Raw genomic sequence first — 26,571 nt, 5'->3', positions numbered from 1 at the left:
AAAAATAATGGATATTCAAGTAAAAATTGACCGTTATAAAGAGTTGTATAAAGAAAGTTTGGCTAGTGGAGAACCACTAGGCCAAGAAGCTAATGATTTATTTCAAGAAATTTTAACATATTACAATGATGATCCTTCAAAAATGGACGCACTAATTGAAGAAATTCTCAATGAATATTATGGGCAACAGCCAACACTTGAAGAACGTATTTTTAATTTAGAAGGAAAAGTTGCTAGAATTGAAGAACAATTATTTGGGTGATTTTAATGGATATTAAAGAAAGATATGAAGAACTATATGTAGAGCATATAATAAATGGTGATGGCAGAAGTACTCCTGAAATGAGCGAATTATTCAACAGAATCTTGAATGATGAATTCAACGATGATCATAATAAAATGGATGATTTGATCCAATCAATTGTTGATCGAAACACAGTAAGAGAACCTACAGAAATCGATAAACTACGGCAAGAAAACGAAGAGCTGAAACAACGACAAGAAATGGCAGAAGAAGCGATACTGTCTTTGTCAGACATGTTGTTAAGTAGTTAAGGAGTGGTTAACATGCAGATTTTTATAGAAAAAATCCTAGCTCTTCCTAATCTACGCTTGTTTTTTGATTATTGTTACATCTGGATTCCATTAATAGCTGTATTGGTGTATATCGAATCAAAATTAAGAAGGAGGCGATAAAATGAAATATTCAGCATTAGAAATGTTGTATGCGACTCATATCATTGAAGGCAAGCGTACAATTGAAAGTGTACCTTCATCAATTCGTGAAGATGTTGCAGAAATTGTTACAAACGCAAAAAAGCAAGAAGGAACCAAAGAATAGGATATGTAGCAGCAGGAGCAATCGGCTTAATAGTCGGTTGCTTTTATATTAGGAAAGTAGGTGGCATATGTGGAAATAGAAAAGCAGGTCCAAGCACATGAGGAGCGGTTAAAACAGCATGACAAAGAATTGGGGCGACTTAATGACGTTACATTGGAAATGCAAAAATCGATGAATGAAGGGTTAGCACGAGTTGATGAATCAAACCGTTTCTTACGTGAGCAAAACACACGGCAAAGCGAACAAAATGCTGAAATACTTCGTGCAGTTTTGCAAAGAAATGAAAAGTCTGATGAACGCAAGTATGAATTAAAAATGCTCGACAAAACGAATATGTGGAAAATGATTCTTGGCATTGGTGCGTCAGCAGGGGCAGTATTCGCATTCGTCTTAGAATTAATAAAATTTTTTGGAGGTAGATAAACATGAACAATATTAATTGGAAATTACGTTTGAAAAGCAAAGCATTTTGGTTGGCGGTGATTCCAGCATTGGCATTAGCGGTGCAAGCAATTGCTGCAGTGTTTGGATTTGAGTACGATTTTGGTGACTTGGTCAATAAACTGATTGTTGTAGTAAACACAGTATTTGCAGTGCTTGTGATTATTGGTATCGTCAATGATCCAACAACTACAGGTATTGCCGATAGTCAACAGGCGCTTACTTATGAGCAACCCAAAAGCGATACAGTTGATTATGGTGATGGCCAAGAGTTTACGACAAAAACAGTTTATCCGAAAAATGACGAAGAAGACAAAGCGTAGCCAATAGGCTGCTTTTTTTTTGCGCAGAAAGGAAGATATGAAATGACTGTATCAGCAAATACGATTTTAACCGAAGCAAGAAAGTACCTCGGTATTGTAATGGGAACTACTTCCCATAAAAGCATCGTTGATAAGTACAATGCAACAAAACCACTTCCAGTTGGCTATCAAGTGAAATACACCGATGACTGGTGTGATACGTTTGTCAGCTTTATCGGAATTAGTACAGGCGCAACCGATTTAATCGGTCGTGAATGTGGCGTACAGCGCCATATTGACATCTTTAAATCAAAAGGGATTTGGATTGAAGATGGAAGAATTACACCTAAAGCAGGAGACATTGTCTGCTTTAACTGGGATGATGCGACACAATCCAACGATGGATGGGCGGATCATATTGGATTCGTTGAATCTGTTGCGAATGGCGTGGTCACCACTATTGAAGGCAATTATGGTCGCCAAGTAAAACGACGTACGATGCCTGTAGGATGGGGCTATATCCGAGGGTATGCTCGTCCAGCTTATGGTACTTCGGCATCAGCAGGTGGAACAGCAGGGCAAAAAACGATTGAAACAATCGCAAAAGAAGTGATCAATGGCGCTTGGGGGAATGGTGACGACCGCAAGAAGAAACTAGCGGCTGCCGGTTACTCCTATGATGCAGTACAAGCGAAAGTCACTGAGTTGTTAAAAGGCTCTTCAAGCAGTCAAGTATCAACCAATCCATTTGCCAATATCACTGTAAATGATAAATGGGATACTGATCTAAACAAATACCTGCAAAGGTACTACAGTCTGAAAACAGTAGATGGTATTATCTCTGGTCAAATTAAAGGCGCTTGGAATGCAGGAATCATCGGTATCACCTTTGGTACTGGTGGTAGTGATCTAGTGGCAGCTATTCAAAATGATCTGGGTCTTACAGTCGATAGAAACATGGGGCCAGAAACTATTGGTAGTATGCAAAGCAAAGCAGGTACTACCAAGGATAAGGAAATCACGAATCCGTCTGCATTGGCCAAGAAGATCAAGCAGAACCTAAAAACAAAAGGAAAACCATGGTAAATAAAAAGCCCGCTAAGGCGGGTTTTTATAGACCGATTATTAAATAATGAATCATTTATCACTAATATTAAAATCCTTGACATAATAGTTGTTGAAAACATCTTTAATCCCGTTCATTAGATAATTACATTGGTCTTTAGATGTGAAACCTTGGTTGAAGTGGGAAACACTGTTTCTTATGTTAAAAATATTTTTTATCATAGTTTTTTCTCTTTTCCTGATTGAAATAGGTTTTCTACTCATATAACCAATGTAATCATTATATGTTGCATTATCTGGAAACTGTTTATCGAGTATACTGTTTTTTTCAAGAATCAAGTAGAGCAAGTGTTCGAGCACGCCTCCTAGACCAGCTGCACAGACAAACCACTTTTCATGTTCATATGAGTAAATGCATTCTTGTAATTCGGCCTTGAATTGTTGATTATTGATTGCTTCGAACATGTTTTCTAAATTGTATTTCCTAGCTCTAATTAAAGCTTTGTCAAAGTTGATACTTTCAATTGTGGGCTTAATAAAATGATCTACTTTTTCATATTCACTTTTTACCCATCTAGAAATAATAGATTTCAAATTTCGACTGCTACTGTTTATGGTGGAAGAAATTAAATTTTGTGATGATATGTCTTTTATAATATTATTAGAAATCAAATATCGTTTCATTTCTGTACCACTTAACTTAGAAACAGAGTAATCTTTTGTAGCGTCAATGCAATCATGAAAAACAACATCATCCTTATCACTTTTCTCAGCAAAGATTTCGACCATTGCAGGATTATCTAAATCTGAAACTAGAACGACATGAAGTTTGATAGAGCCCACTAACCAGTAAAAAAGTTCTTTGTCATTTTCATCTAAGTTCATTTGATCAGTCAATTGATAATATTTTTCTTTCGAAAATGTAAGGAGTAGATTTTTTATTTGATCGGAATCCTCCGGTATTTTACCTGTATTCCAGATATTTACAATCGCTGAGATTGACTCCTCTTCCATAAAATTCAATTTATCCTTGGTAACTGTCATTAGTTCTCTCCTCTCTTTCATTTGCTGTAACACTGACAATAAGAGTATAATATTTTACACATGCGAACAGAAAGAGAACGTAAAAAGCTTCCTTACTCATTTAAGAGCAGGGAAGCTTTTTTATTGTATTCAAAAGTTAATTTACTTGCAGTATCCAAGTTTATCCTTTAGATTATTAGGTGCGTGCAATACTCTACGAGGAGTATTAGGCGGTAAAGCTTGGGGAAGTGTGCCTAGTACTCTTCGATTTTTTTATTTTAGCATTATTTCAATGTAATAGATATTATTGATTAGAAAATCGTCATAAATTGGTTGAGTTTGATTAATAAAAGATGTATCGTAGTCTCATACCCAAAATGTTTATTTTTCGTTTACTCTTTCGAGATCCACTCTATCATAACTAGGGTGGATTTTTTGTTGAAATAAAAACTAAGTTCTTGTAGAATGGAATCATAGCCTTAACCGGGGCTATTTCATTTTATATCTTTTTTCAGGCCCACTCTCCTTGAGGGTGGGTTATTTTTGAGCAAATGGTTTGAAAGATTCGGAAATAGTTAATACAATCAAATCACCTTATAAAAAACTTTTTCATCTAATTGTGCCACTCCTCCCCGGGAGTGGTTATTTTTTTACAAAAAAAGCACAGCATATTCTCATATGCCGTGCAAGTGGAACTATGTTCCGTCATCATAATAATTATCATATAGTAATTCACTCAAAAAACAAAGTATAACGCTTATCGAATATTGATATTTTCAAATTCAATCATAATCTTCGTTTTACCAATCACCGAATACTTCTTCACAACAAACTGCTTACGATCATTATACTCACCAGCAACGACAATCTGCATTCCCTCATCCACATCGGCTAAGAAGTTCAAACTGTGTGCAGCAATCAAGCAGTTAACTTCATTAAGCGAAAACCGCACCAAAGGGGTCTTGCTCATCTTCAGTACTCGTATCTTCGAAACTACACCTTTCATCGATTTCATAACAATCGCCTCCATAAGCTTGTACATAATAGCGACAATCCGTTTTACCTAGTGTGACCGCAACATAAAAATCGACACATTTTGCGCCGTATAAGTCTTCCTGTGACTCAGAAATACTGTCCGGAAAATCATTTATAAACTCAGAGAGAGATAGGTAGCCTTGCTCATACATGGTTATTAAATTCATCTTAGTTACCGCCGGGCTTATACTTAATACTAGAATCATATCTTCGAAGTATCTTGTCTTGTGTCCTAACATGATCGAATAAATAATCTTCGCCATTGATCTTGAATACAAACGCCAGTTCTTCCGAATATCCGCTATAACTGACGGGGACGGTAAAGTACGGCTTACCAAAATTTTGCATAGTCATAGCAAACTGTTCATATAGCAGGTGCGCTGGACCCATTCTTTCTATAAACTCATAGTAGTAGCGTTCAAAAGCATATGTCCGTTGGTGCGCAAGTGGTATTTGCATATCAATCACTCCTCGCAAGAATTATACGAACGTTTGTTCTTTTTGTAAAGGAAGAAAACCAATAAAGCGAAAAAAAATATTTTGCACCAATTTTGCATTAATCTTGAAAATAAGCTTCTAAATCAATGATATTAATGGGGGTTTTAGGCTTGTACTCTCCTTATACCAACGCTTTGGAGCGTTTAGCCTATCTTTCGAGATAGGCTTTTTTGTTTGTTGTGGGCAGAAGAATATAAATGACTGCCGAGGTTGATCGACAACCATCTGAAAAGCGATTAACCTACACTCGGTCTAGAAAACAGCATAATTGTTCCGTCAACTTGCCGATATCTTTTTTGCTTGTGGTCCTGCAACAAACGAAAAGAATCAATCGGGCAAACGTGCTAAGGCGTATTCAATTTGTTCAGAAGTAAAGCCTTCAAAGGAAAGTTGGCTCGCCACACGCTCATCCGATAAGGATAAATTTTGCGAGTAGCGAATCGCTTTTTTCAATGCTTGCTCGTTCCAATCGGCATCCACGGTGGCTACGGCAAAGTCTGCTGCGCTCTCAGAAAAATCTTCATAGAGTAGTTGGCGTTTTAAGCTCGACTGAGAAAACGCATTGCTGGATAAGTATCTTTCTGCACGATTCAGTGCATTTCTTTCTTCACGAGAAAGTTCAGGTGTATGTTGCTCGTTGTTCGCGGGTTCTTCTTGTTGTGCGCTACTTGCTTCGTTGTTGCCAGCTTTTTGTTCTCCTTGTGGTTGTTCCATGGAAGCAGCGGCATCGCCAAAGGATTCGCTTTGCCTTGATTCGTTACGTAAAGAAAGGCTTAATTGCGCAGTGATGCTATCGAAAGATGTCACATCTTGGTAGAAGGACAAGCCACCATAAGAAAACAAGGCAATAAAAGCGGAAGCGACAATGATCAAAACGTTTCGATCTCGTTTTGCATTTTGTTTTACAAGCCCAATATAAAATAAGACAATGCCAAAAACGAAACAGAACAATCCAATGAAAAACAAAATGGCGAAAAACGTAGCCATAAAAATTCCTCCTAAATAAAAGTCTCCTGAAAAGACAATAGTACTATGTTCTGTACCAGAAAACAGATTTGTCTTTTCATGAATAGAGGAAAAGGATGATTTGACAAATGTAACGTGTATGCTATTAATGGATCATTCATAAGTATTAAAGGAATGACGCTCAAGAATGACTAGTGAAATAGATGGTAAACTTAATAAAAGCACAGTTGTATCAGTAGGAGGCAAGAAGATGGATTTTGAAGAAAAAGATTATTTTATGCGTTATACAAAAGTTGCGGCACAGGGATTGAGTAAGTTTATTACGCAAGGATCTGTTGATGAAATCTTACAGCTAGATGAACAGCAAAGTGGACAGAAGCAAGAAGTGGATGCTGCAACAGACAAAAGCGAGCCAAAAAACAAGAAAGCACCTAGCTAATTATTTCCTTAGCGAGGTGCTTTCAGTACGAATCGGTATCCTTCATTTGGATAAACTCCTTATGCAGTTTTTTTCAATTCTTGTACAGCTTGCTCGATCGTAATTCCAGTCGCAAAATGATTCGCATCTTTTTTATCGAAAACGATAAATAAATTCAATTTGGTATCCAGAGTTACACGATATTGTAGATCTGTGTTATAGAATGTCATAGTCATTCTCCTTTCTTAAAACTTGTCATTGAAAGGCAACGGTTAGTTGATAACGAAATTCCATAGTTAGAATAACACTTTTTTTCACAATAGTCCAATAAAACTATCAAACGAACAAATCTGACTGATTATTTTCAGGAAATCAATGCTGAGAATGGAAGCAAAAGAAGTTTGCTGGAGTCAGTAAATTCGGGAAAAGTATCTTTGTATATTTTCAGAAAAATAGAATTCATAAAAAATTTCTTAAGAATTTTGAGGATAGCTATTTTCTTAGATAACAAATTTGTAAGATTGAGAGTATGAGATGATTGGAAACCTTGATATCATAAGGTTTATCTTCAAATTGTGTTTTGTGCAAAAATATATTGATTGTATTTTTTTGAAAAAGAGATCGTATCTCTTGAATTCTATGGTATGATTTACTTTAGAAAAATGAAAATGGATTATGAAAACGGATGTGAAAATATGTGCGGAATTGTCGGCTTTGTCAATTCAAAAGACCAAAAAGAAATCATTATTGAACGCATGATGGACCGGATCGTTCATCGCGGACCAAACAGTTCAGGGAAATTTACCGACGACCGAGTGGCATTAGGGTTTCGTCGTTTATCGATCATCGACTTAGAAGGTGGCTCACAACCAATTTTTAATGAGGATCGAACAAAAGTAATCATTTTTAATGGTGAAATTTACAACTTTCAAGTATTGCGTGAGGAATTGATCCAAGCAGGTCATGTCTTCTCTACCCATGCGGATACCGAAGTAGTCTTACATGGCTATGAAGAGTGGGGCATTGATGTGTTGCAGCGCCTGCGGGGAATGTTTGCTTTTGCCATCTGGGATACTCAAAAACAAGAGCTTTTCGGCGCGCGGGATCACTTTGGGATCAAACCGTATTACTATGCGCAAATGAACGGCAGTTTCATGTTTGGCTCTGAAATCAAAAGCTTTTTGCCTCATCCAGATTTCAAGAAAGAACTAAACCAGGAGGCGTTGAAACCTTATTTGACGTTCCAATACTCGCCTTTGAACGGAGAAACCTTCTTTAAAGGCGTTCATCGTTTGCAAGAAGGGCATTATTATCTGTTTAATGAACAGGGATTGACGATCAAGCAGTACTGGGATGCAGATTTTTCAGTGAAAGAAAATCATTCAAGAGAAGAATGGGTCGATAAAATCGATCAAGCAGTCCAAGAATCAATTGCCGCTCATCAAATCAGTGATGTTGAAGTCGGCTCATTTTTATCCAGTGGTGTCGATTCAAGTTACGTGGCCTCGGTCTTGCGCCCAGATCACTCATTTTCAATTGGGTTTGATGACAAAACCTACAACGAAGCGATCGAAGCCCGCAAATTGACGGAAAAGCTCGGCTTGAACAACACAGCAGCGGTCATCGATGGTGAAATGTCCTTTGAGGCATTTCCGCTGATTCAGTATCACTTGGACGAACCGGATTCTAACCCAAGCTGTGTCCCTTTGTACTTTTTAGCCAACCTAGCAGCACAGCAAGTGCGGGTCGTTCAATCTGGGGAAGGGGCAGATGAATTATTTGCCGGTTATGCTGCCTATGGCTTCCACACAAACTCTAAAGCGGTTCGCGTTTTTGCCCAAGGCTTGAAAAAACTGCCGCAAAACATCCGCTTTCGTTTAGGGCGTCAAATCGGCAAAATGAAAAACTTCCATGGTCGAATTCATCTTTATGAAGCAACGGCACCTGCCCAAGACTTCTTTATCGGGCAAGCCCTGGTCTTTGAAGAAGAGGAAGCACTACAGCTTTTAAAACCAACGTATCAAAAAGGACCATCTGTTGCTGAAATCGTTGCGCCTCATTATGAGAAAGTCAATGGTCTCAAAGACGAGGTCAACAAGATGCAATATTTGGATCTTCATCAATGGATGCCGAAGGATATTTTGTTAAAAGCAGACAAAATGTCCATGGCGAGTTCTTTAGAATTACGGGTTCCGTTACTGGATATCGAGATGCAAAAACTGGCGCAAACGATCCCGACGAAATATTTGATCAATCAAAACAATACGAAAGATGTGTTTCGACAAGCGTCAAACCGTCATTTGCCAAAAGAATGGGCAAACCGTGAAAAGCTAGGCTTTCCTGTACCAATCAAGGCATGGCTGAAAGAAGGAACAGGGTATGAAGCAGTTAAAGCCCTTTTTGAGTCAGACTTTGCAGCAACCTTCTTTGATCAAACAGCGATTTTGCAAATGCTAGAAGACCATCGCCAAGGAAAACCGAATCTTCAGCGAAAAATCTGGACGATCTTTACATTCTTGACCTGGTACAAAGTATTCTTTATTGATGAATCGATTCCCGAAGCCAAAGAAATCGTTTATGAAACACTTTGATTTGAATATGGAAGCAAAAAAAAGCTGATGCGGACAATCCCGCATCGGCTTTTTTTATAGACCTAAATATTTTTCCAAGTAATCGACCATGCCATCTTCCGCATTGGTTTTGTCAGTAACATCATTTGCGATCGATTTTAATTGTTGCGTGCCATTTGCCATAGCAACGCCCCAACCCGCATAATCCAGCATCTCCAAATCATTGTGTTCATCACCAAAAGCGATGATATCTTGCCGATCCAAAGACAAAGAATCCGCGATCACCGAAAGACCAAGTGCTTTATGGACCCCTTTTGGTACGATCTCTAAGATGGCTTGAGGTCCGCCCCACGTGCGAACATCGACTGCATCGTCAAATTGATCCTTGATACGTAAAGAAACAGATTCTGCTAATTCATTTTCGGTTTTCACCAGTAATGAAGTGGGATCCGTTTTTAAATTTGCTAATAGATTTTTTTCGGAAGCATTACCCGAAAAGAAAAAGTGTTGATCAAATCCGCTTAGGTCATCGATGAAAAAGGTTTCACGATTTTCTGCTGCCACAAACGTCAGCCCCAGCTGCTCTTTTTGTGCCATGAGCTCAAACGCAATTTCTCGAGAGATCGAGTGCTCCATTTCGTTTGCCCATACTTGTCGAGGTTTATGGACCAACCCACCGTTAAAATTGACCATTGGTGTTGTGAGCGCCAATTCTTTATAGAATTGATCACTCATACGAAAAGGTCTTCCTGTAGCGATGGTAACAAAGTGTCCCGCTTTGGTGGCGCGAACCAGTACCTCACGTGTGCGAGGGGAAAGTTGGGATTCAGTATTTAAGGTTGTGCCATCTAAATCAATGGCGATGATTTTTGGTTTCAAAAGACTCGCTCCATTCTCTTATGGTAGTGGCTTAAGTGTAACATATTTCTGTCATTTCACAATACAAGTAAGTTTTCGATAAGTTTTCATAATAGTTACAAAGTAAAACACGAACATTAAACGTTTTTGGTTCGTTTTATTCGGAAAAAGGTTTGAAAAGCGAAAATTATTCCCTTATAATTTGTAATTGTTCGATGAAAAGCGCAATTATTCATTTTTTCTTTTCATAGAAACGATTAAAGTTCAGGAGTGAAACATAACATGGAAAAGTTTTTCAAATTAAAGGAGAATAAAACGACGGTTTCCACAGAAGTGATGGCTGGGGTCACCACCTTCTTCGCGATGAGTTATATTTTGTTTGTGAATCCGACGATTTTATCTGCTGCAGGCATGCCGTTTCAAGCTGTTTTCTTAGCAACGATCATCGCTTCAGTGATTGGTACCCTGATCATGGGCTTATTTGCAAATGTGCCTTACGCGCAAGCACCTGGAATGGGACTTAATGCATTCTTCACCTTTACCGTTGTTTTTGGTTTGGGGTATACGTGGCAGCAAGCATTAGCGATGGTTTTCATCTGCGGCCTGATCAACATTTTTATCACGGTGACTCGAATCAGAAAAATGATCATTCATGCGATTCCAGAAAGCATGCAGCATGCAATCGGCGGCGGGATCGGGATCTTTGTGGCTTATGTAGGGATCAAAAATGCCAACTTGCTAAACTTCAGTGCAGACACTGCCGCAGTGACGGGTTCAGTTGTCGACGGTGAGACGATTGTGAGTGCCAATTTTAATGGGGGGATCGTCCCAGCTTTGGCGAATTTCAATAATGCACCTGTTTTGTTAGCAGTGATTGGTTTAGTAGTGACTACTTTATTAGTGGTGAAAAATGTACGTGGGGCAATTATTTTTGGTATTTTAGGAACGACGATCATTGGTATTTTGATGGGTGTGGTGGATTTAAGTGCCATTGATTGGCACGGGAATTCATTAGGAAGTTCCATCAGCGAACTAGGAATCACATTTGGCGCTGCGTTTGGCTCTGAAGGAATGGGCTCACTATTCAGTGATTCTGCCAAAATCCCTCAAGTAATCATGACGATTTTAGCATTTAGCTTATCAGATGTCTTCGATACGATCGGTACCTTTATCGGGACTGGACGTCGTACAGGGATCTTTTCGAAAAAAGATGAAGAAGCGGTTGAAAATAGTAACGGGTTGAATACGAAGATGGATAAGGCTCTTTTTGCAGATGCCGTAGCCACTTCTGTAGGGGCCATCGTAGGGACCTCAAATACAACGACTTATGTGGAATCAGCAGCTGGCATCGGTGCTGGTGGACGCACGGGCTTGACTTCCGTTGTGGTGGCAGCACTCTTTGCGATCAGCAGTATCTTTTCTCCACTGATCTCAATCGTTCCCGCACAAGCGACAGCACCGGCGTTGATCTTGGTTGGGGTAATGATGATGGCTTCTTTTGCGGACATCAAGTGGACTGATCTAGAAGAAGCAGTTCCAGCCTTCTTCGCGTCCATTTTTATGGGCTTGTCTTACAGTATTTCAAATGGGATCGCTGTTGGTTTCATTTTCTATGCATTAGTGAAAGTAGTGAAAGGAAAAGCCAACGAAGTGTCTCCGATCATCTGGGTCGTCAATGCGTTGTTTATCCTGAACTTTGTCATTTTGGCTTTGATCAGTTAAGTTTAATGATGAAAATCTTTCTGTATTTTAAATGCAGAAAGATTTTTTATTTGATTATTACTCACGATACGGTATAGTATTTGTGAAAGAAGGTTTGTAAATGAAGATTGATTGGAAACGAAATCTACTGATTTCATGGGTAGGTTGTTTTTTTACGGGTGCCAGTTTTAGTCTTGTCATGCCATTCATTCCCTTATATATAGAAGAGTTAGGCGCTCCAGAGAGTCAAATTGAGTTGTTTTCTGGATTAGCAATCTCAGTAACGGCGTTTGCGGCGGCTATCATTGCTCCAGTTTGGGGAAATCTAGCAGACCAAAAAGGTCGTCGTTTAATGATGATTCGCGCGGCTGCGGGGATGACAGTGACGATGGGTTCTTTGGCTTTTGTACCGAATGTCTATTGGTTATTGATCATGCGTTTCTTTACCGGAATTTTATCGGGGTATATTCCAAATGCGACTGCGTTGATCGCTTCGCAGGCGCCTCGAGAAAAAAGCGGTTGGGCGCTTGGGACATTGGCTACAGGAGCCATCGCAGGGAATTTGATTGGTCCTTCGATGGGTGGGGCGTTAGCGCAATGGTTTGGCATGAAAAATGTCTTTATTATCACAGGCGTTGTTCTACTAATCACGCTGTTGCTTACGATTTTTCTCGTTCAAGAAGATTTTGAGCCAGTTGAAAAGGGCGATCTGCTTTCCATTAAAGAAATTTTTGGTCAAATCAAAAATATGCAGTTGCTTGTTGGCTTGTTTATTACTTCCCTGATTTTACAGCTAGGTGTAACGAGCATCAGTCCGATCCTCACATTGTATATTCGTGATTTAAGCGGGGATACGGGCAATATTTTGTTCGTCAGCGGATTGATCGTCTCTGTTGCCGGTGTTTCAGCGATTCTCTCCTCGCCGTTTTTAGGCAAAATCGGTGATCGTTATGGCAATCACAAAGTGCTGTTGGGGGGCTTAGTACTGTCATTTTTCTGTTTTATTCCGATGGGCTTTGTCTCTACTCCGTTTCAACTAGGCGTGTTGCGCTTCTTGCTTGGTTTTTCTACCGGTGCCTTGATGCCGTCCATCAATACACTGATCAGCAAGATCACTCCAATGGAAGGGGTCAGCCGTATCTATAGCTACAACCAAATGTTCTCCAACTTTGGGCAAGTGTTAGGTCCGATGGTCGGCTCAACGGTGGCAGCTGGCTTTGGTTATCCCGCCGTCTTTTGGGTAACTAGCGGGTTTGTACTGATCAATATTTTTATCTCAGGATTTAATTTCCGTAAAAGCTTGCGTAAAACGGACATCAGTGAATAGTTGAAAAGAAAAAAAAACCAGTTACAATAAAGGTAACTGGTTTTTTTTTAATGGCTTGTCTTTTCAGGCGCTGGTGCGATAATACCAACAAGAATGATCACCACACCTGTGACCAAAGAGATGATTGAAGTTAATTGAAAATCATAAGTTGCTCCAGCAAGTGAGCTGCCTAGATAGCCAACGACTTGACCTAATACAAAAGTCCAAAATAAAGTGACTAGGTAACGCATGACGACACCTCTTTTCTGCGTATCTTCCATTTCGACTTTAGTTTATCACAAAAATATTTATTGTAAAGATTTTCACTTTTTCATTTTGTTTTTCAAATCTATTTACTAGCAGAAAGAAAGAGAATTTTCATTTTTGGAGGGATTTCAATGTATTCACAGCTCACCACCTTAAGCGCCTATTCGTTGCTGCAAAGTACGATCAAAATTCCTCACTATATAGAGCAAGCCAAAAAGATGGGCTATCAGACCCTAGGCCTAACTGATCATAATGTTCTCTATGGCGCGGTCGAGTTTTATCAGCAATGCCTAGCGCAGGGCATCAAGCCGATTTTTGGTGCTTTGTTCGACTGTACCTTCGGGGAGGGATCAATGTCCTTTCCATTGTACGTATTTGCCAAAAACCTCAAGGGCTATCAAACCTTGATGCGTTTATCAAGTGAAAAAATGATCACCGAGCAGTTGAATTTAGCTGCTTGTGATTCTTTGCAGGACCTCTTTGGTTTGCTGCCTGAAGGCGAGGGGTTTCTGCCTTCTCAGCACGATGATCTAGAAGCCAATCAAGAAGCACTGCGAGCAATCAGCCATAAATTTGATTCTGAGAGCTTGTTTTTAGGGATTACTAGCAAAGGGCTAGATCCAGAAACGATCGCTTGGTTTAACGAGCAAAACATTGCACCATGTGCGTATCAACCCATCGCGGCTTTAGCACAAGAAGAAGCCTTTGCAGTCAAAGTGATGACCCATATCAAAGATGGTTCGCAAATTGAAGACTTTCGTCAGGCAAAAGAGCAAGCGACTACGCAGCTTTTTTTACAACCGGCAGACCAATTGACTGCGTCATTTGGCGAAGCGTCGCAGGCATTGATGAATAATCAGCGGATTGCAGCTGAATGCGCCGTCGAGCTGCCGCTGCATCAGCGGCTGTTGCCTCATTACCCGCTACCAGCCGAAGAAAGTGCTGCGGACTATTTGCGGAAAATTTGTTTTGAGCGTCTGCCTCAGCGTGTTGCCCACGTTACATCGGCGTACGAACAGCGTTTGGATTATGAGTTGTCCGTTATCCATAAGATGGGCTTTGATGACTATTTCTTGATTATTTGGGACGTCATGGACTTTGCCCACCAACAAGAGATCGTTACCGGCGCTGGACGGGGATCGGCTGCTGGAGCACTGGTGGCATATGTTTTATCGATCACCGACGTAGATCCAATCAAATACGATCTTTTGTTTGAACGATTCTTGAATCCAGAACGTTACACGATGCCTGATATTGATTTAGATATTCCTGACAATCGCAGAGACGAGATTTTACAGTATGTGCGCCAAAAATATGGGCAAGAATATATGGCACAGATTGCCACGTTTGGTACCATGGCGGCCAAAATGGTTTTGCGAGATGTTTCTCGGGTCTTTGGTCTCTCGCAAAGTGAAGCTAATCGCTGGTCAAAAGCCATCCCCAATGCCTTGAAAATGACCTTAGATCTTGCTTATGAACAATCCAATCAGCTGCGAGAGCTGGTTTCGTTCAATGAGCGGAATCAAGTAATGTTTCAAGTCGCCAAAATCTTAGAAGGACTGCCCCGTCACGTATCGACCCATGCCGCCGGTGTGGTGATCAGTGACAAGAATCTGCTTGATTTGGTGCCTTTGCAAGAAGGCAGCGATGGGATTTGGCTGACCCAGTTTACCATGAATGACGTGGAAGCCATTGGCCTATTGAAGATGGATTTTTTAGGTTTGAGAAACTTGTCGATCATTGATAATACCTTGAAAGGTATCAAACGAATCAGCCAACAAATCGTAACCCAAAAAGAGATTCCTCTTGATGATCCAGCAACATTGCGTTTGTTTCAAAAAGGGGAGACGGCAGGGATCTTCCAATTTGAATCAGCGGGAATACGCAATGTCTTGCGCAAGCTAGGGCCAGAAAGTATCGAAGACATTGCTGCAGTCAATGCCTTGTATCGCCCGGGACCGATGCAAAATATTGATACTTTTATCAAGCGGAAAAAAGGACAAGAGCGGGTCTCTTATCCGGATGACAGCTTGATTCCAATCTTGCAAAACACTTACGGAATCATTGTTTATCAAGAACAGATCATGCAAGTAGCTTCCAAAATGGCTGGTTTTAGCCTAGGACAGGCAGATATTTTGCGGCGAGCAATCAGTAAAAAGAAAAAAGACGTGTTGGATGAAGAACGTCGCCATTTTGTGCAAGGTGCGTTGGCCAATCATTATGACGAGAAGACCGCCAATTTGGTCTATGACTATATTGAGCGCTTCGCCAACTATGGGTTTAACCGTTCCCATGCGTTTGCCTATTCCTTTATCGGCTTTCAAATGGCGTACTTGAAAGTGCACTATCCGGCACCTTTTTTTGCTTCGATCTTGCACTCGGTACGCAATACTGCAAGCAAAATGAAAGAATACTTAAATGAAGCCGCACGTTATGGCGTAGAAGTATTGCCACCATCGATCAATACCAGTGGGTTTAGTTTTCAACTGCAAAATGAGAAACAAATCCGCTTTGGGTTCAGCAGTATCAAAGGGATTCGGCGCGACATGATCCAAGACATTTTGACAGAACGAAAAGAGCATGGCAATTTCACGTCCATGGATCAATTTTTACTTCGCTTGAATCAGCGGAACAGCAAGTGGTTAAAGTTGGACTATTTATTGCCGCTTTTGAGCATCGGTGTATTCGATGTGATTGCGCCTAATCGAAAACAAGCATTGATCCAACTAGAAGGGAAAATCCAAAATATTACTTATAGTGGCGGCAGTTTGGATCTCTTAGAAACCATGGCTTTAAAAGAAGAAGCCGTTGCCGATTACAAACTGGAAGAGAAACTGGCTTTGGAAGAAGAATACTTAGGTGTTTATTTGTCTGGCCATCCCGTAGAACAGTTTCAAAAATTGCATCAATTAAAACAAATCACCGATATTGCCGATCTGGTTCCGAATGAACGGGTCCGCATCCTTTTGTATGTCCGCAAGATTCGGGAGATACGTACAAAAAAAGGCGAACAGATGGCATTTGTTGAAGGAACGGATGCTAGCAAAGAAGTTTCAGTAACGATTTTTCCCATCGTTTATCGACAAGTGCGTTCCTTGATCGAAGAAAATGCTGTTCTCTATATTGAAGGAAAGGTCGAGGTAAGTCGTTACAATGGTGAAATCCAACTCATTGCTGATAAAATAGACTTAGCAGAAAACGTTCAAAATAAAATTGCGCCACAAACTTGCTACTTAAAGATTTCTGCTGAAGCCGAAACGTCGCACCTGCAAGCATTGTCGAAGGAAATGAAGCAGCATCAAGGAAATATTCCAGTGGTGATGTTTTATGAAAGTAGTGGCAAAAAAGTGTTATTAGCAGAAGAAAACTGGGTAACGGATGAGCCGAACTTTGTCACACAACTGAAGGCATTATTAGGAAATGGAAATGTAATTTTCAAGTAATTTTCCGAAAACGATAATTCAACTTACACTTTTTTCAACTTTTTCCCACTATTTCAAGACATTTTCATGGAATAATGGTAGAATATGTCTCGTGGTTATTACTTGAAAACTAGCAAACAGGGGCTTCCCTAAACAAAATCTTTTGATGAGGTGAAAGAATAATGAAACGCATTGGAATTCTAACCAGTGGCGGCGATGCACCAGGAATGAACGCAGCGATTCGCGCAGTTGTCAGAAAGGGTATTTTTGACGGACTTGAAGTATACGGAATCAACTATGGCTATGCCGGACTAGTCGCAGGCGACATTCGTCGCTTAGATGTTGCTGATGTTGGTGACAAAATTCAACGTGGTGGAACATTCTTATATTCAGCACGTTATCCAGAATTTGCGACACAAGAAGGGCAATTAAAAGGAATCGAGCAATTAAAGAAATTTGGCATCGAAGGGCTAGTCGTGATTGGTGGAGATGGATCTTACCATGGTGCGATGGCACTTACTCGCCACGGTTTCCCAGCAATCGGGATTCCAGGAACGATCGATAACGACATTCCAGGAACAGATTTCACGATTGGTTTTGATACAGCGATCAATACTGTCTTAGAATCGATTGACCGTATCCGTGATACAGCGACATCACATGTCCGCACATTTGTGATCGAAGTAATGGGACGTGGTGCTGGCGATATCGCTTTATGGTCAGGTGTGGCCGGTGGTGCGGATGAAATCATCATCCCAGAACATGATTTTGACATGCAAGTTGTTGCTGATCGTATCCGTGAAGGACGCGACCGCGGGAAAAAACATTGCTTGATCGTTTTAGCCGAAGGTGTGATGGGCGGAAATGATTTTGCTGACAAACTTTCTGAATACGGCGATTTCCATACCCGTGTATCAATTCTAGGACACGTTGTCCGTGGTGGTTCACCAAGCGCTCGTGACCGTGTGTTAGCAAGTAAATTTGGTTCATATGCCGTTGAATTATTGCAACAAGGCAAAGGCGGTCTATGTATCGGTATCGAAAACAATGAAATGATTGCTTCTGATATTATCGAAACCCTTGAAAACAATCGTCACAAACCAGATCTTAGCTTGTATAACTTGAACAAAGAAATCTCATTCTAAAGAGATTTTTTAGAGCAACGCAACAGTAATTTTGTAAAAAAAGCTTATTAGCTATTTTAAATAAATGAATAGGAGCGTTTAGTAATGAAAAAAACAAAGATCGTAAGTACATTAGGACCAGCAAGTAACAGTGTGGAAATTATTTCTCAACTGATTGAAGCCGGTGCGAATGTCTTCCGCTTTAACTTCTCTCATGGAGATCATGAAGAACAATTAGCGCGTATGACAATGGTTCGTGAAGCCGTGAAGAAAACTGGTAAAGATGTCGGTATCCTTTTAGATACAAAAGGTGCTGAAATCCGTACAACTGTACAAAATACGACAGAAGCTGACTTTGGTCGTGCTGGATACATCCAATTTAACGTTGGCGATGAAACACGCATTTCAATGGATCCAGAACACAAAGGAACAAAAGAAAAAATTGCTGTAACTTATCCTGGTTTATTTGAAGATGTTCATGTGGGCGGACACATCTTGTTTGATGATGGTTTGATCGACATGGAAATCAAAGAAAAAGACGAAGCAACCCGCGAATTAGTGGTTGTTGTTAAAAATGCTGGAATGTTAGGATCACGTAAAGGGGTCAACGCTCCTGGTGTATCAATCAGCTTACCTGGTATTACTGAAAAAGATGCAGAAGATATCCGTTTTGGTCTTGATAACGATATCGACTTCATTGCCGCTTCATTTGTACGTAAAGCGCAAGACGTTTTAGAGATTCGTGAAATTTTAGAAGAAAAAGACATGACTCATGTGCAAATCTTCTCTAAAATCGAATCACAAGAAGGTATCGATAATATCGATGAAATCATCAAAGTTTCTGATGGTATCATGGTTGCCCGTGGTGACATGGGTGTTGAGATCCCTGCTGAAGAAGTACCAATGGTTCAAAAGAGCATTATTAAAAAATGTAACGCTGCTGGTAAATCAGTTATCACAGCAACACAAATGTTAGAGTCAATGCAACAAAACCCACGTCCAACCCGTGCAGAAGCTTCTGACGTTGCCAATGCTGTCTTTGATGGTACCGATGCAACAATGCTTTCTGGTGAATCAGCAAACGGTGACTACCCTGTTGAGGCAGTAGCAACAATGGCACGGATCGACATTGAAGCTGAAAAAGCTTTATCAGAAAACAGCACATTCCAAATCAACCAATTCGATAAAACAGATGTAACAGAAACAATCGGTTTATCTGTTGCTCGTGCGGCGAAAAACCTAGGGGTTAAAACAATCGTTGCAGCGACTGAATCTGGCTACACTGCAAAAATGATCTCTAAATATCGTCCAGATGCTGACATTTTAGCTGTTACATTTGATGAACGTACAAAACGTGGCTTGATGCTTAACTGGGGTGTCTACCCAACCGTTGCTGAAAAACCATCAACAACTGATGAAATGTTTGAATTAGCAGCAAAACAAGCAGTTGATTTAGGTTTTGCTAAAGAAGGCGATCTAATCTTGATCACAGCCGGTGTTCCTGTTGGTGAACGCGGAACAACCAACGTCATGAAGATCCAATTGATCGGTTCAAAATTGCTTGAAGCGCAAGGGATTGGTGAAAAATCAGTTGTTGCCAATGCCGTGATCGCTCACAGTGCCGAAGAAGCAATTGCGAAAGCAAAAGATGGCATGATTTTAGTTGTACCAACAACAGATAAAGAATATATGCCAGCAATCGAAAAAGCAGCAGCTTTAGTTGTTGAAGATGGCGGCTTGACTTCTCATGCAGCAGTTGTCGGAATCGCGAAAGATCTACCAGTCATCGTTGGTGCCAAAGACGCAACCACAACCATCAAAGATGGCGAATTGGTTACTCTTGATTCTCGTCGCGGTATCGTTTATCGTGGAGAAACAACAGCAATCTAATGATTTTTAACGATTGATCAAGCAACAGGCAAGTGCACGTTGTGCGCTTCCTGTTGTTTTTTTGAGAGGGTCGAAATCCCTTGAGAAAGGGCATTAAAATGACACGATCAAAAATGAAAAAGGTGTCAAGAAAATTTCATTGACAAAGCCTCAGAAGCCCTGTATAATTGCTTTTGTTGCTTAGGGGTGATAAAAATGAAATGGTCTTTATTGGAATTAAAAAAATACCAAGAGACACCGCTGATGTTTGAAGAAACACTTGACTTAAAGAGTCAACTGATAAAACGCGATGGACAGATCATTGATTTGTCTCCTGTAAAAGTAAAAGGGCTGATGAGTGTTGATAAGCAAGGATACTTGCTGCACTATCAAGTAGAAACGACGATGACATTGCCATCTACTCGTTCTTTGACACCTGTAGCGATTCCTTTTGATTTTTCAGTGGATGAACACTTCATGACACCAGAGCAATTTCAGCGTCGCGATGAAACGATCGTCGAAGAAGAAGTTTTGATCGTTGAAGGTCAAACCATCAGCTTAGATGAATCAGTCGCTGATAACCTATTACTTGCGATTCCTTTGCAAGTCCTGACAGAAGAAGAAAAGCAAGGTTCAGCAATGCCATCTGGCAACGATTGGGCTGTTTTGTCAGAAGAAGACTTTGCAAATCAAAAAGAAGCGCAAGCTCAACAAGTTGATCCTCGTCTTGCAAAATTATCCGAATTATTCACTGAATCAGATGACGATAACGCGTAGGATTGGAATAAATTGCAGCCTCAAGGTTGCGTTCATTAACAAGGAGGTGTAGCAAAATGGCAGTACCAGCTAGAAAAACTTCGAAAGCGAAGAAAGCAAAACGTCGTACACATTACAAATTGACAATCAACGGTTTGAACGAATGTGCAAACTGTGGTGAAATGAAAAAAAGCCACCATGTCTGCTCAAACTGTGGTCATTACGATGGCAAAGACGTAGCAACAAAAGAAGCATAATTCCTTTTTTTCAGAAAGAGGATTCTAAAACCTTAGGCTAACCATGGAGCCTGAGGTTTTTTTGTTTTTTTGACGAATATGGAACTTTTCAGAAATATTTTTGTCCAGCGAAAGAGAATAGTTCAAAAGCAGGTACATTTGCGCTATAATGAAAAAGATAATTGAATCTTAGGAGGATGAAAGATGACAAAACAACAAATCGGCGTTGTCGGTATGGCTGTTATGGGCAAAAACTTAGCGTTGAACATCGAAAGCCGCGGTTATTCAGTTGCCTTATTTAACCGTACTGGTTCAAAGACAGAAGAAGTAGTAAAAGAACATCCAGATAAAAATTTTAAAGCAACCTATACGATAGAAGAATTTGTTCAATCTATTGAAAAACCACGTCGTATTTTATTAATGGTAAAAGCAGGATTTGCGACAGATGCAACGATCCAAGAATTATTGCCTCATCTAGACAAAGGCGATATTTTGATCGATGGCGGAAATACCTTCTTTAAAGATACGGTTCGTCGTAACGAAGAGTTGGCAAACTCAGGAATCAACTTTATCGGTACAGGTGTATCTGGTGGGGAAGAGGGCGCCTTGAAAGGTCCTTCGATCATGCCAGGAGGACAAAAAGAAGCGTATGAATTGGTTGCGCCAATCTTGGAACAAATTTCTGCAAAAGCCGAAGATGGAACACCTTGTGTGACTTATATTGGACCAAACGGTGCAGGCCATTACGTAAAAATGGTTCATAACGGGATCGAATATGGGGACATGCAGCTGATTGCTGAGTCTTATGACTTGATGCAAAACATATTAGGTCTATCTGTTGATGAAATGGCTGATATTTTTGCTGAATGGAACAAAGGCGAATTAGACAGCTATCTAATTGAGATCACAGCGGATATTTTGACTCGCAAAGACGATCAAGGTACAGGCAAACCAATCGTTGATGTGATTTTAGATGCTGCTGGTAATAAAGGAACTGGGAAATGGACAAGCCAAAGTGCCTTAGACCTAGGCGTACCACTACCATTGATCACTGAATCTGTTTTTGCCCGTTATATCTCGGCTTACAAAGAAGAACGGGTCAATGCCAGCAAAGTCTTACCAAAACCAGAAGCAGTTGCTTTTGAAGGAAACAAAGAAGAGTTTATCAATAAGATCCGCGAAGCATTATACTTCAGTAAGATCATGAGCTATGCACAAGGATTCGCGCAATTACGTACTGCATCAAAAGAATATGATTGGGATCTTCCTTTTGGTGAAATTGCCAAAATTTGGCGTGCAGGCTGTATCATCCGGGCTCAATTTTTACAAAAAATCACGGATGCTTATGACAAGAATGCCGACATTGAAAACTTACTATTAGATGACTACTTCAAAGATATTACGAAACGTTATCAATCTTCTGTACGTGAAGTAGTTGCACTAGCTGTCCAAGCAGGAGTACCTGTGCCGACGTTCTCATCTGCGATCGCGTACTTCGATTCTTATCGTTCTGATCGTTTGCCAGCGAACTTGATCCAAGCACAACGGGATTACTTCGGAGCGCATACGTATGAACGGACAGATAAAGAGGGAATTTTCCATTATTCATGGTATGATGAAGCGTAAGCTTTAAGAGAATCCAAAAGAGAAAGGCCGAAAGTGAGAACTTTCGGTCAATCTCTTTTTTATTTTTTAGATACATGATAAAATAAGACAGATAATGTCTAATTTAAAGGCAGAATAATCAATAAAGGGGCTATCAATAATGAGTAATATTCTAATCATTGAAGATGAAAAGAACTTAGCTCGATTTGTAGAATTAGAATTGAAGCATGAAGGGTATAATACTGAAGTTCATTATAACGGACGGACGGGACTGGATGCGGCGCTGAATAATGAATGGGATGCGATCTTATTGGATCTAATGCTTCCTGAGTTAAATGGGTTAGAAGTTTGCCGCCGCGTGCGTCAATCGAAGAACACCCCGATCATCATGATGACCGCACGAGATTCCGTGATTGATCGAGTATCAGGTTTAGATCATGGTGCCGATGATTATATTGTGAAGCCTTTTGCAATTGAAGAATTGCTGGCACGCTTACGTGCGTTGCTTCGCCGTATCGATATCGAAGGGGACAAAAACGTTGCAAAACAAACCACGATCACTTACCGAGACCTAACGATTGAAAAAGAAAATCGTGTCGTTCGTCGCGGAACAGATGTCATTGAACTAACAAAACGCGAATATGAGCTATTGTTGACTTTAATGGAAAACGTTAATGTCGTTTTGGCCAGAGATGTTTTATTAAACAAAGTCTGGGGCTATGAGACAGAAGTTGAAACCAACGTTGTCGATGTTTACATCCGCTACTTACGGAATAAAATTGATGTACCAGGGGAGGAAAGCTATATCCAAACCGTTCGTGGTACAGGTTATGTGATGCGGTCGTGAACCTTAAAAAAAGAATGAAAAAATTAAAAGAACTGAAGGGGCCTTCTTTAACTGTAAAGTGGGCCTTCGCAAGTTCTTTCTTTATATTCGTCGTATTTACGATCTTTGCCGTGATCACCTATAAAACATCGGTGAATTTGATCGTCGCTAAAGAAGAAAACAATGTGGAGCGGACGATGTCAGAGGTTGCTTCTCGTTTAGCCAATTCGGATCAAGAACTAACATTGGTCCGAACGTATCGTAATTTAACCAAAAATGATGCGGGGACGACGAGCATTTATGATCGCACTTCAACGATCGATGGCAACTTAATGAAAATCGACTCCTTTATTTCGGAATTAGGCCAAGCACCATTGAGCCTGTTTGTTTATAATTTGAATGAGGACCTTGTTTTTAAAACCCATGAAAATGATTTAGCACTGATCGACACGCAGCGCAAAGCGCCAACCATCGTAACGCTGGATGGTATCACAGGCTTTCTCTCGATCCAACCCATTTATTCAAAAGGCACCAGAGAGCGGATTGGCTATGCTCAAACATTTTATGAGTTGACTTCTTTTTATGAAATACGCAGCAAACTGCTGCTGACTTTGATTATCTTAGAAGTCGTCTCTCTGATTCTCAGCAGTGTCCTCGGGTTCTTTTTATCAGCGTATTTCCTTCAGCCATTAAAGGTATTACGGGATACGATGGAAACTGTTCGGAAAAACCCGCAGTCAACCGTGCATATGCCAGAATTAAATACGAACGATGAACTGTCTGATTTAGCAGATATATTTAATGAGATGTTGGATCGCATGCGCCTGTACATTGAGCAGCAAGAGCGATTCGTTGAAGATGTTTCTCATGAGTTACGGACACCCGTAGCAATCATTGAAGGACACATGAATCTTTTGCAACGTTGGGGGAAAGATGATCCAGAGATCTTGGATGAGTCCCTCGCAGCCAGTATGCAAGAGATCAGTCGAATGAAGACGCTAGTACAGGAAATGTTGGATCTCTCAAGAGCGGAACAAGTGGATGTTCATTATGCAAATGAAACAACTAATGCAAAAGAAGTTGTCTATCAAGTGTTCAATAACTTTAAAATACTGTATCCGGATTTTGTCTTTACGTTGGATGATGATTTGTATCATGAGTTGAAGCTGAAAATCTATCGCAATCATTTTGAACAGATCATTATTATTGTCTTGGATAACGCAGTAAAGTATTCCACTGATCGAAAAGAAGTTCATCTATCTATTTCATTGGATCGTCAATCTTTTGAAATTGCCATTCAAGATTTCGGGGAAGGCATCTCCAAAGAAGACCTCGATAAGATCTTTAATCGTTTCTATCGAGTAGATAAAGCCCGTGCTAGAACCAAAGGTGGCAATGGTTTGGGGTTATCTATAGCAAAACAACTATTAGAAAGCTATAAAGGAAAAATCACGGCGGAGAGTGTCATTGGCCAAGGAACAATCTTTCGGATTTATATACCGATTCTTCAAACGGAAGATCGGACGAAAAGAGAACGTTGAGCAAAAAAGCTTAAGTTCTCTTTTTTCATTCTTAAATGATAGATTTAGTGCCGAAACACTGCTTATAAACGAACGTTCGAAACGTTTGGTAATGAATAATTCGCCTATGAAAATAGTTGTCAAAAAGCCTATTTTTTTAGTTGATTTTTCCTTTAAGAATTGCTATATTATTACTTGTCCTTGTTAAGACATTTGTAACAAACACTGATTGATCTTTTTTGAAATTAGTTGTTGACGAAACATTTTACAAGTGTTATTATAACAAAGTCGAAAAAATATCGTCTCTGAAAAAACCTGATAAATCAAAAAAACTTTTCAAAAAAGTGTTTGACATATAACGGTTGAGATGGTAAGATGAAAAAGTCGCTGAGGTTAAGAGAGAAGTTAAATAACAACTTCTTGAAAAAAACTTTTAAAAAAGAGTTGACAATCAAACGTCGCTCTGATATGATATAAAAGTTGCTAACGCAGCACGGTAGACCTTTGAAAACTGAACAAAGCAAGCAAACGAACCAATGTGTAGGACGTTTCAATTTATTGAAACAAATACATGCAAGCAATAGCTAGCAAAGTTAATTTTTATGAGCTTAATGACCGTATGGTCATTCAAACAAATCATTATGAGAGTTTGATCCTGGCTCAGGACGAACGCTGGCGGCGTGCCTAATACATGCAAGTCGAACGCTTTTTCTTTCACCGGAGCTTGCTCCACCGAAAGAAAAAGAGTGGCGAACGGGTGAGTAACACGTGGGTAACCTGCCCATCAGATGGGGATAACACTTGGAAACAGGTGCTAATACCGTATAACACTATTTTCCGCATGGAAGAAAGTTGAAAGGCGCTTTTGCGTCACTGATGGATGGACCCGCGGTGCATTAGCTAGTTGGTGAGGTAACGGCTCACCAAGGCAACGATGCATAGCCGACCTGAGAGGGTGATCGGCCACACTGGGACTGAGACACGGCCCAGACTCCTACGGGAGGCAGCAGTAGGGAATCTTCGGCAATGGACGAAAGTCTGACCGAGCAACGCCGCGTGAGTGAAGAAGGTTTTCGGATCGTAAAACTCTGTTGTTAGAGAAGAACAAGGATGAGAGTAAAACGTTCATCCCTTGACGGTATCTAACCAGAAAGCCACGGCTAACTACGTGCCAGCAGCCGCGGTAATACGTAGGTGGCAAGCGTTGTCCGGATTTATTGGGCGTAAAGCGAGCGCAGGCGGTTTCTTAAGTCTGATGTGAAAGCCCCCGGCTCAACCGGGGAGGGTCATTGGAAACTGGGAGACTTGAGTGCAGAAGAGGAGAGTGGAATTCCATGTGTAGCGGTGAAATGCGTAGATATATGGAGGAACACCAGTGGCGAAGGCGGCTCTCTGGTCTGTAACTGACGCTGAGGCTCGAAAGCGTGGGGAGCGAACAGGATTAGATACCCTGGTAGTCCACGCCGTAAACGATGAGTGCTAAGTGTTGGAGGGTTTCCGCCCTTCAGTGCTGCAGCAAACGCATTAAGCACTCCGCCTGGGGAGTACGACCGCAAGGTTGAAACTCAAAGGAATTGACGGGGGCCCGCACAAGCGGTGGAGCATGTGGTTTAATTCGAAGCAACGCGAAGAACCTTACCAGGTCTTGACATCCTTTGACCACTCTAGAGATAGAGCTTCCCCTTCGGGGGCAAAGTGACAGGTGGTGCATGGTTGTCGTCAGCTCGTGTCGTGAGATGTTGGGTTAAGTCCCGCAACGAGCGCAACCCTTATTGTTAGTTGCCATCATTTAGTTGGGCACTCTAGCGAGACTGCCGGTGACAAACCGGAGGAAGGTGGGGATGACGTCAAATCATCATGCCCCTTATGACCTGGGCTACACACGTGCTACAATGGGAAGTACAACGAGTTGCGAAGTCGCG

Annotated in this window: 24 protein-coding genes, 1 rRNA gene and 1 pseudogene (1 of these 26 cut by a window edge); 19 read left to right on the top strand and 7 right to left on the bottom strand. The window is 40.6% G+C overall.

What is annotated here, in order from left to right; translation table 11 throughout:
- Nucleotides 1-7 precede the first annotated feature (7 nt).
- The 6 genes and pseudogenes from IGI88_RS01685 to IGI88_RS01660 all read left to right on the top strand — a co-directional run bounded on the left by IGI88_RS01685 (nt 8) and on the right by IGI88_RS01660 (nt 2,670).
- Nucleotides 8-262: a hypothetical protein gene (locus tag IGI88_RS01685; protein ID WP_311824821.1), complete on the top strand. Its 255-nt coding sequence runs from the start codon at nt 8-10 to the stop codon at nt 260-262.
- 80 nt (nt 263-342) lie between these two features.
- On the top strand, nt 343-555 hold the full coding sequence (locus IGI88_RS01680) for a hypothetical protein (protein WP_429960129.1): 213 nt from the start codon (nt 343-345) through the stop codon (nt 553-555).
- Nucleotides 556-697: 142 nt separating this feature from the next.
- Nucleotides 698-841 carry a CD1375 family protein gene (locus IGI88_RS01675; protein ID WP_429960128.1) on the top strand — a complete coding sequence of 48 codons (144 nt, stop codon included), beginning with the start codon at nt 698-700 and terminating at the stop codon, nt 839-841.
- A 69-nt stretch (nt 842-910) separates the two neighbouring features.
- Nucleotides 911-1,264, top strand: coding sequence for a hypothetical protein (locus tag IGI88_RS01670; RefSeq protein WP_131731835.1), 354 nt, complete (start codon nt 911-913; stop codon nt 1,262-1,264).
- A 2-nt stretch (nt 1,265-1,266) separates the two neighbouring features.
- Nucleotides 1,267-1,521, top strand: a pseudogene (locus tag IGI88_RS01665) (phage holin); the annotation flags it as partial.
- 126 nt (nt 1,522-1,647) lie between these two features.
- Complete coding sequence (locus IGI88_RS01660) at nt 1,648-2,670, top strand: CHAP domain-containing protein (RefSeq protein WP_429960127.1); 1,023 nt, start codon at nt 1,648-1,650, stop codon at nt 2,668-2,670.
- Nucleotides 2,671-2,721: 51 nt separating this feature from the next.
- Here the strand turns inward: IGI88_RS01660 and IGI88_RS01655 are convergent, their stop codons facing one another.
- The 4 genes from IGI88_RS01655 to IGI88_RS01640 form a co-directional block, all read right to left on the bottom strand.
- The gene (locus IGI88_RS01655) at nt 2,722-3,693 is read right to left on the bottom strand and encodes a hypothetical protein (protein ID WP_429960126.1); all 972 of its coding nucleotides are present in this window, start codon (nt 3,691-3,693) and stop codon (nt 2,722-2,724) included.
- A gap of 736 nt (nt 3,694-4,429) precedes the next feature.
- Nucleotides 4,430-4,687, bottom strand: coding sequence for a hypothetical protein (locus IGI88_RS01650; RefSeq protein WP_429960125.1), 258 nt, complete (start codon nt 4,685-4,687; stop codon nt 4,430-4,432).
- 188 nt (nt 4,688-4,875) lie between these two features.
- Nucleotides 4,876-5,166, bottom strand: coding sequence for a DUF5960 family protein (locus IGI88_RS01645; protein ID WP_429960124.1), 291 nt, complete (start codon nt 5,164-5,166; stop codon nt 4,876-4,878).
- Nucleotides 5,167-5,532: 366 nt separating this feature from the next.
- Nucleotides 5,533-6,192 carry an Ltp family lipoprotein gene (locus tag IGI88_RS01640; protein ID WP_008377802.1) on the bottom strand — a complete coding sequence of 220 codons (660 nt, stop codon included), beginning with the start codon at nt 6,190-6,192 and terminating at the stop codon, nt 5,533-5,535.
- 229 nt (nt 6,193-6,421) lie between these two features.
- Between IGI88_RS01640 and IGI88_RS01635 the strand changes: the two genes are divergently transcribed.
- Nucleotides 6,422-6,610: a hypothetical protein gene (locus IGI88_RS01635; RefSeq protein ID WP_034872503.1), complete on the top strand. Its 189-nt coding sequence runs from the start codon at nt 6,422-6,424 to the stop codon at nt 6,608-6,610.
- Nucleotides 6,611-6,669: 59 nt separating this feature from the next.
- Here IGI88_RS01635 and IGI88_RS01630 read toward each other — a convergent pair whose 3' ends face one another.
- On the bottom strand, nt 6,670-6,819 hold the full coding sequence (locus IGI88_RS01630; protein ID WP_005229155.1) for a hypothetical protein: 150 nt from the start codon (nt 6,817-6,819) through the stop codon (nt 6,670-6,672).
- A gap of 465 nt (nt 6,820-7,284) precedes the next feature.
- On the opposite strand from IGI88_RS01630, the gene asnB reads away from it, so the two are divergent.
- A complete protein-coding gene (asnB, locus tag IGI88_RS01625) occupies nt 7,285-9,180 on the top strand; it encodes an asparagine synthase (glutamine-hydrolyzing) (protein ID WP_061054487.1) in 1,896 nt (631 codons plus the stop codon).
- A 54-nt stretch (nt 9,181-9,234) separates the two neighbouring features.
- Here the strand turns inward: asnB and IGI88_RS01620 are convergent, their stop codons facing one another.
- Complete coding sequence (locus IGI88_RS01620; protein WP_005229159.1) at nt 9,235-10,038, bottom strand: Cof-type HAD-IIB family hydrolase; 804 nt, start codon at nt 10,036-10,038, stop codon at nt 9,235-9,237.
- A gap of 261 nt (nt 10,039-10,299) precedes the next feature.
- On the opposite strand from IGI88_RS01620, the gene IGI88_RS01615 reads away from it, so the two are divergent.
- Both IGI88_RS01615 and IGI88_RS01610 read left to right on the top strand, forming a co-directional pair.
- Nucleotides 10,300-11,739 carry an NCS2 family permease gene (locus tag IGI88_RS01615; RefSeq protein ID WP_005237180.1) on the top strand — a complete coding sequence of 480 codons (1,440 nt, stop codon included), beginning with the start codon at nt 10,300-10,302 and terminating at the stop codon, nt 11,737-11,739.
- A gap of 100 nt (nt 11,740-11,839) precedes the next feature.
- A complete protein-coding gene (locus tag IGI88_RS01610; protein WP_016613926.1) occupies nt 11,840-13,045 on the top strand; it encodes a multidrug efflux MFS transporter in 1,206 nt (401 codons plus the stop codon).
- 47 nt (nt 13,046-13,092) lie between these two features.
- Here IGI88_RS01610 and IGI88_RS01605 read toward each other — a convergent pair whose 3' ends face one another.
- Nucleotides 13,093-13,275: a YjzD family protein gene (locus IGI88_RS01605; RefSeq protein ID WP_008377814.1), complete on the bottom strand. Its 183-nt coding sequence runs from the start codon at nt 13,273-13,275 to the stop codon at nt 13,093-13,095.
- A 147-nt stretch (nt 13,276-13,422) separates the two neighbouring features.
- Here IGI88_RS01605 and dnaE point away from each other — a divergent pair, with 147 nt between their 5' ends.
- The 9 genes from dnaE to IGI88_RS01560 all read left to right on the top strand — a co-directional run.
- A complete protein-coding gene (gene dnaE, locus IGI88_RS01600) occupies nt 13,423-16,734 on the top strand; it encodes a DNA polymerase III subunit alpha (protein WP_086332185.1) in 3,312 nt (1,103 codons plus the stop codon).
- 161 nt (nt 16,735-16,895) lie between these two features.
- Nucleotides 16,896-17,858: a 6-phosphofructokinase gene (pfkA, locus tag IGI88_RS01595; protein ID WP_005237177.1), complete on the top strand. Its 963-nt coding sequence runs from the start codon at nt 16,896-16,898 to the stop codon at nt 17,856-17,858.
- Between the two features lie 84 nt (nt 17,859-17,942).
- Nucleotides 17,943-19,727, top strand: coding sequence for a pyruvate kinase (pyk, locus tag IGI88_RS01590; protein WP_008377816.1), 1,785 nt, complete (start codon nt 17,943-17,945; stop codon nt 19,725-19,727).
- 195 nt (nt 19,728-19,922) lie between these two features.
- Nucleotides 19,923-20,483 carry a YceD family protein gene (locus tag IGI88_RS01585; RefSeq protein WP_005237175.1) on the top strand — a complete coding sequence of 187 codons (561 nt, stop codon included), beginning with the start codon at nt 19,923-19,925 and terminating at the stop codon, nt 20,481-20,483.
- A gap of 56 nt (nt 20,484-20,539) precedes the next feature.
- Nucleotides 20,540-20,719: a 50S ribosomal protein L32 gene (gene rpmF, locus IGI88_RS01580; RefSeq protein WP_005229191.1), complete on the top strand. Its 180-nt coding sequence runs from the start codon at nt 20,540-20,542 to the stop codon at nt 20,717-20,719.
- A 183-nt stretch (nt 20,720-20,902) separates the two neighbouring features.
- Entirely contained in the window at nt 20,903-22,324 is a 1,422-nt protein-coding gene (gndA, locus tag IGI88_RS01575) for an NADP-dependent phosphogluconate dehydrogenase (RefSeq protein ID WP_005229192.1), read from the top strand.
- Between the two features lie 139 nt (nt 22,325-22,463).
- Complete coding sequence (locus IGI88_RS01570) at nt 22,464-23,150, top strand: response regulator transcription factor (RefSeq protein ID WP_005229193.1); 687 nt, start codon at nt 22,464-22,466, stop codon at nt 23,148-23,150.
- Nucleotides 23,151-23,164: 14 nt separating this feature from the next.
- Nucleotides 23,165-24,670, top strand: a complete 1,506-nt coding sequence (locus IGI88_RS01565) for a HAMP domain-containing sensor histidine kinase (protein ID WP_034872519.1) — start codon at nt 23,165-23,167, stop codon at nt 24,668-24,670.
- A 616-nt stretch (nt 24,671-25,286) separates the two neighbouring features.
- Nucleotides 25,287-26,571 (top strand): 16S ribosomal RNA (locus tag IGI88_RS01560); it runs 275 nt beyond the window's last position.

This window comes from Enterococcus sp. AZ179, from assembly GCF_050498885.1.
Taxonomy (GTDB): Bacteria; Bacillota; Bacilli; order Lactobacillales; family Enterococcaceae; genus Enterococcus_D; species Enterococcus_D entomosocium.
Note: the sequence above shows the minus strand (reverse complement) of the source record. Positions and strands in the feature narration are given on the sequence as shown.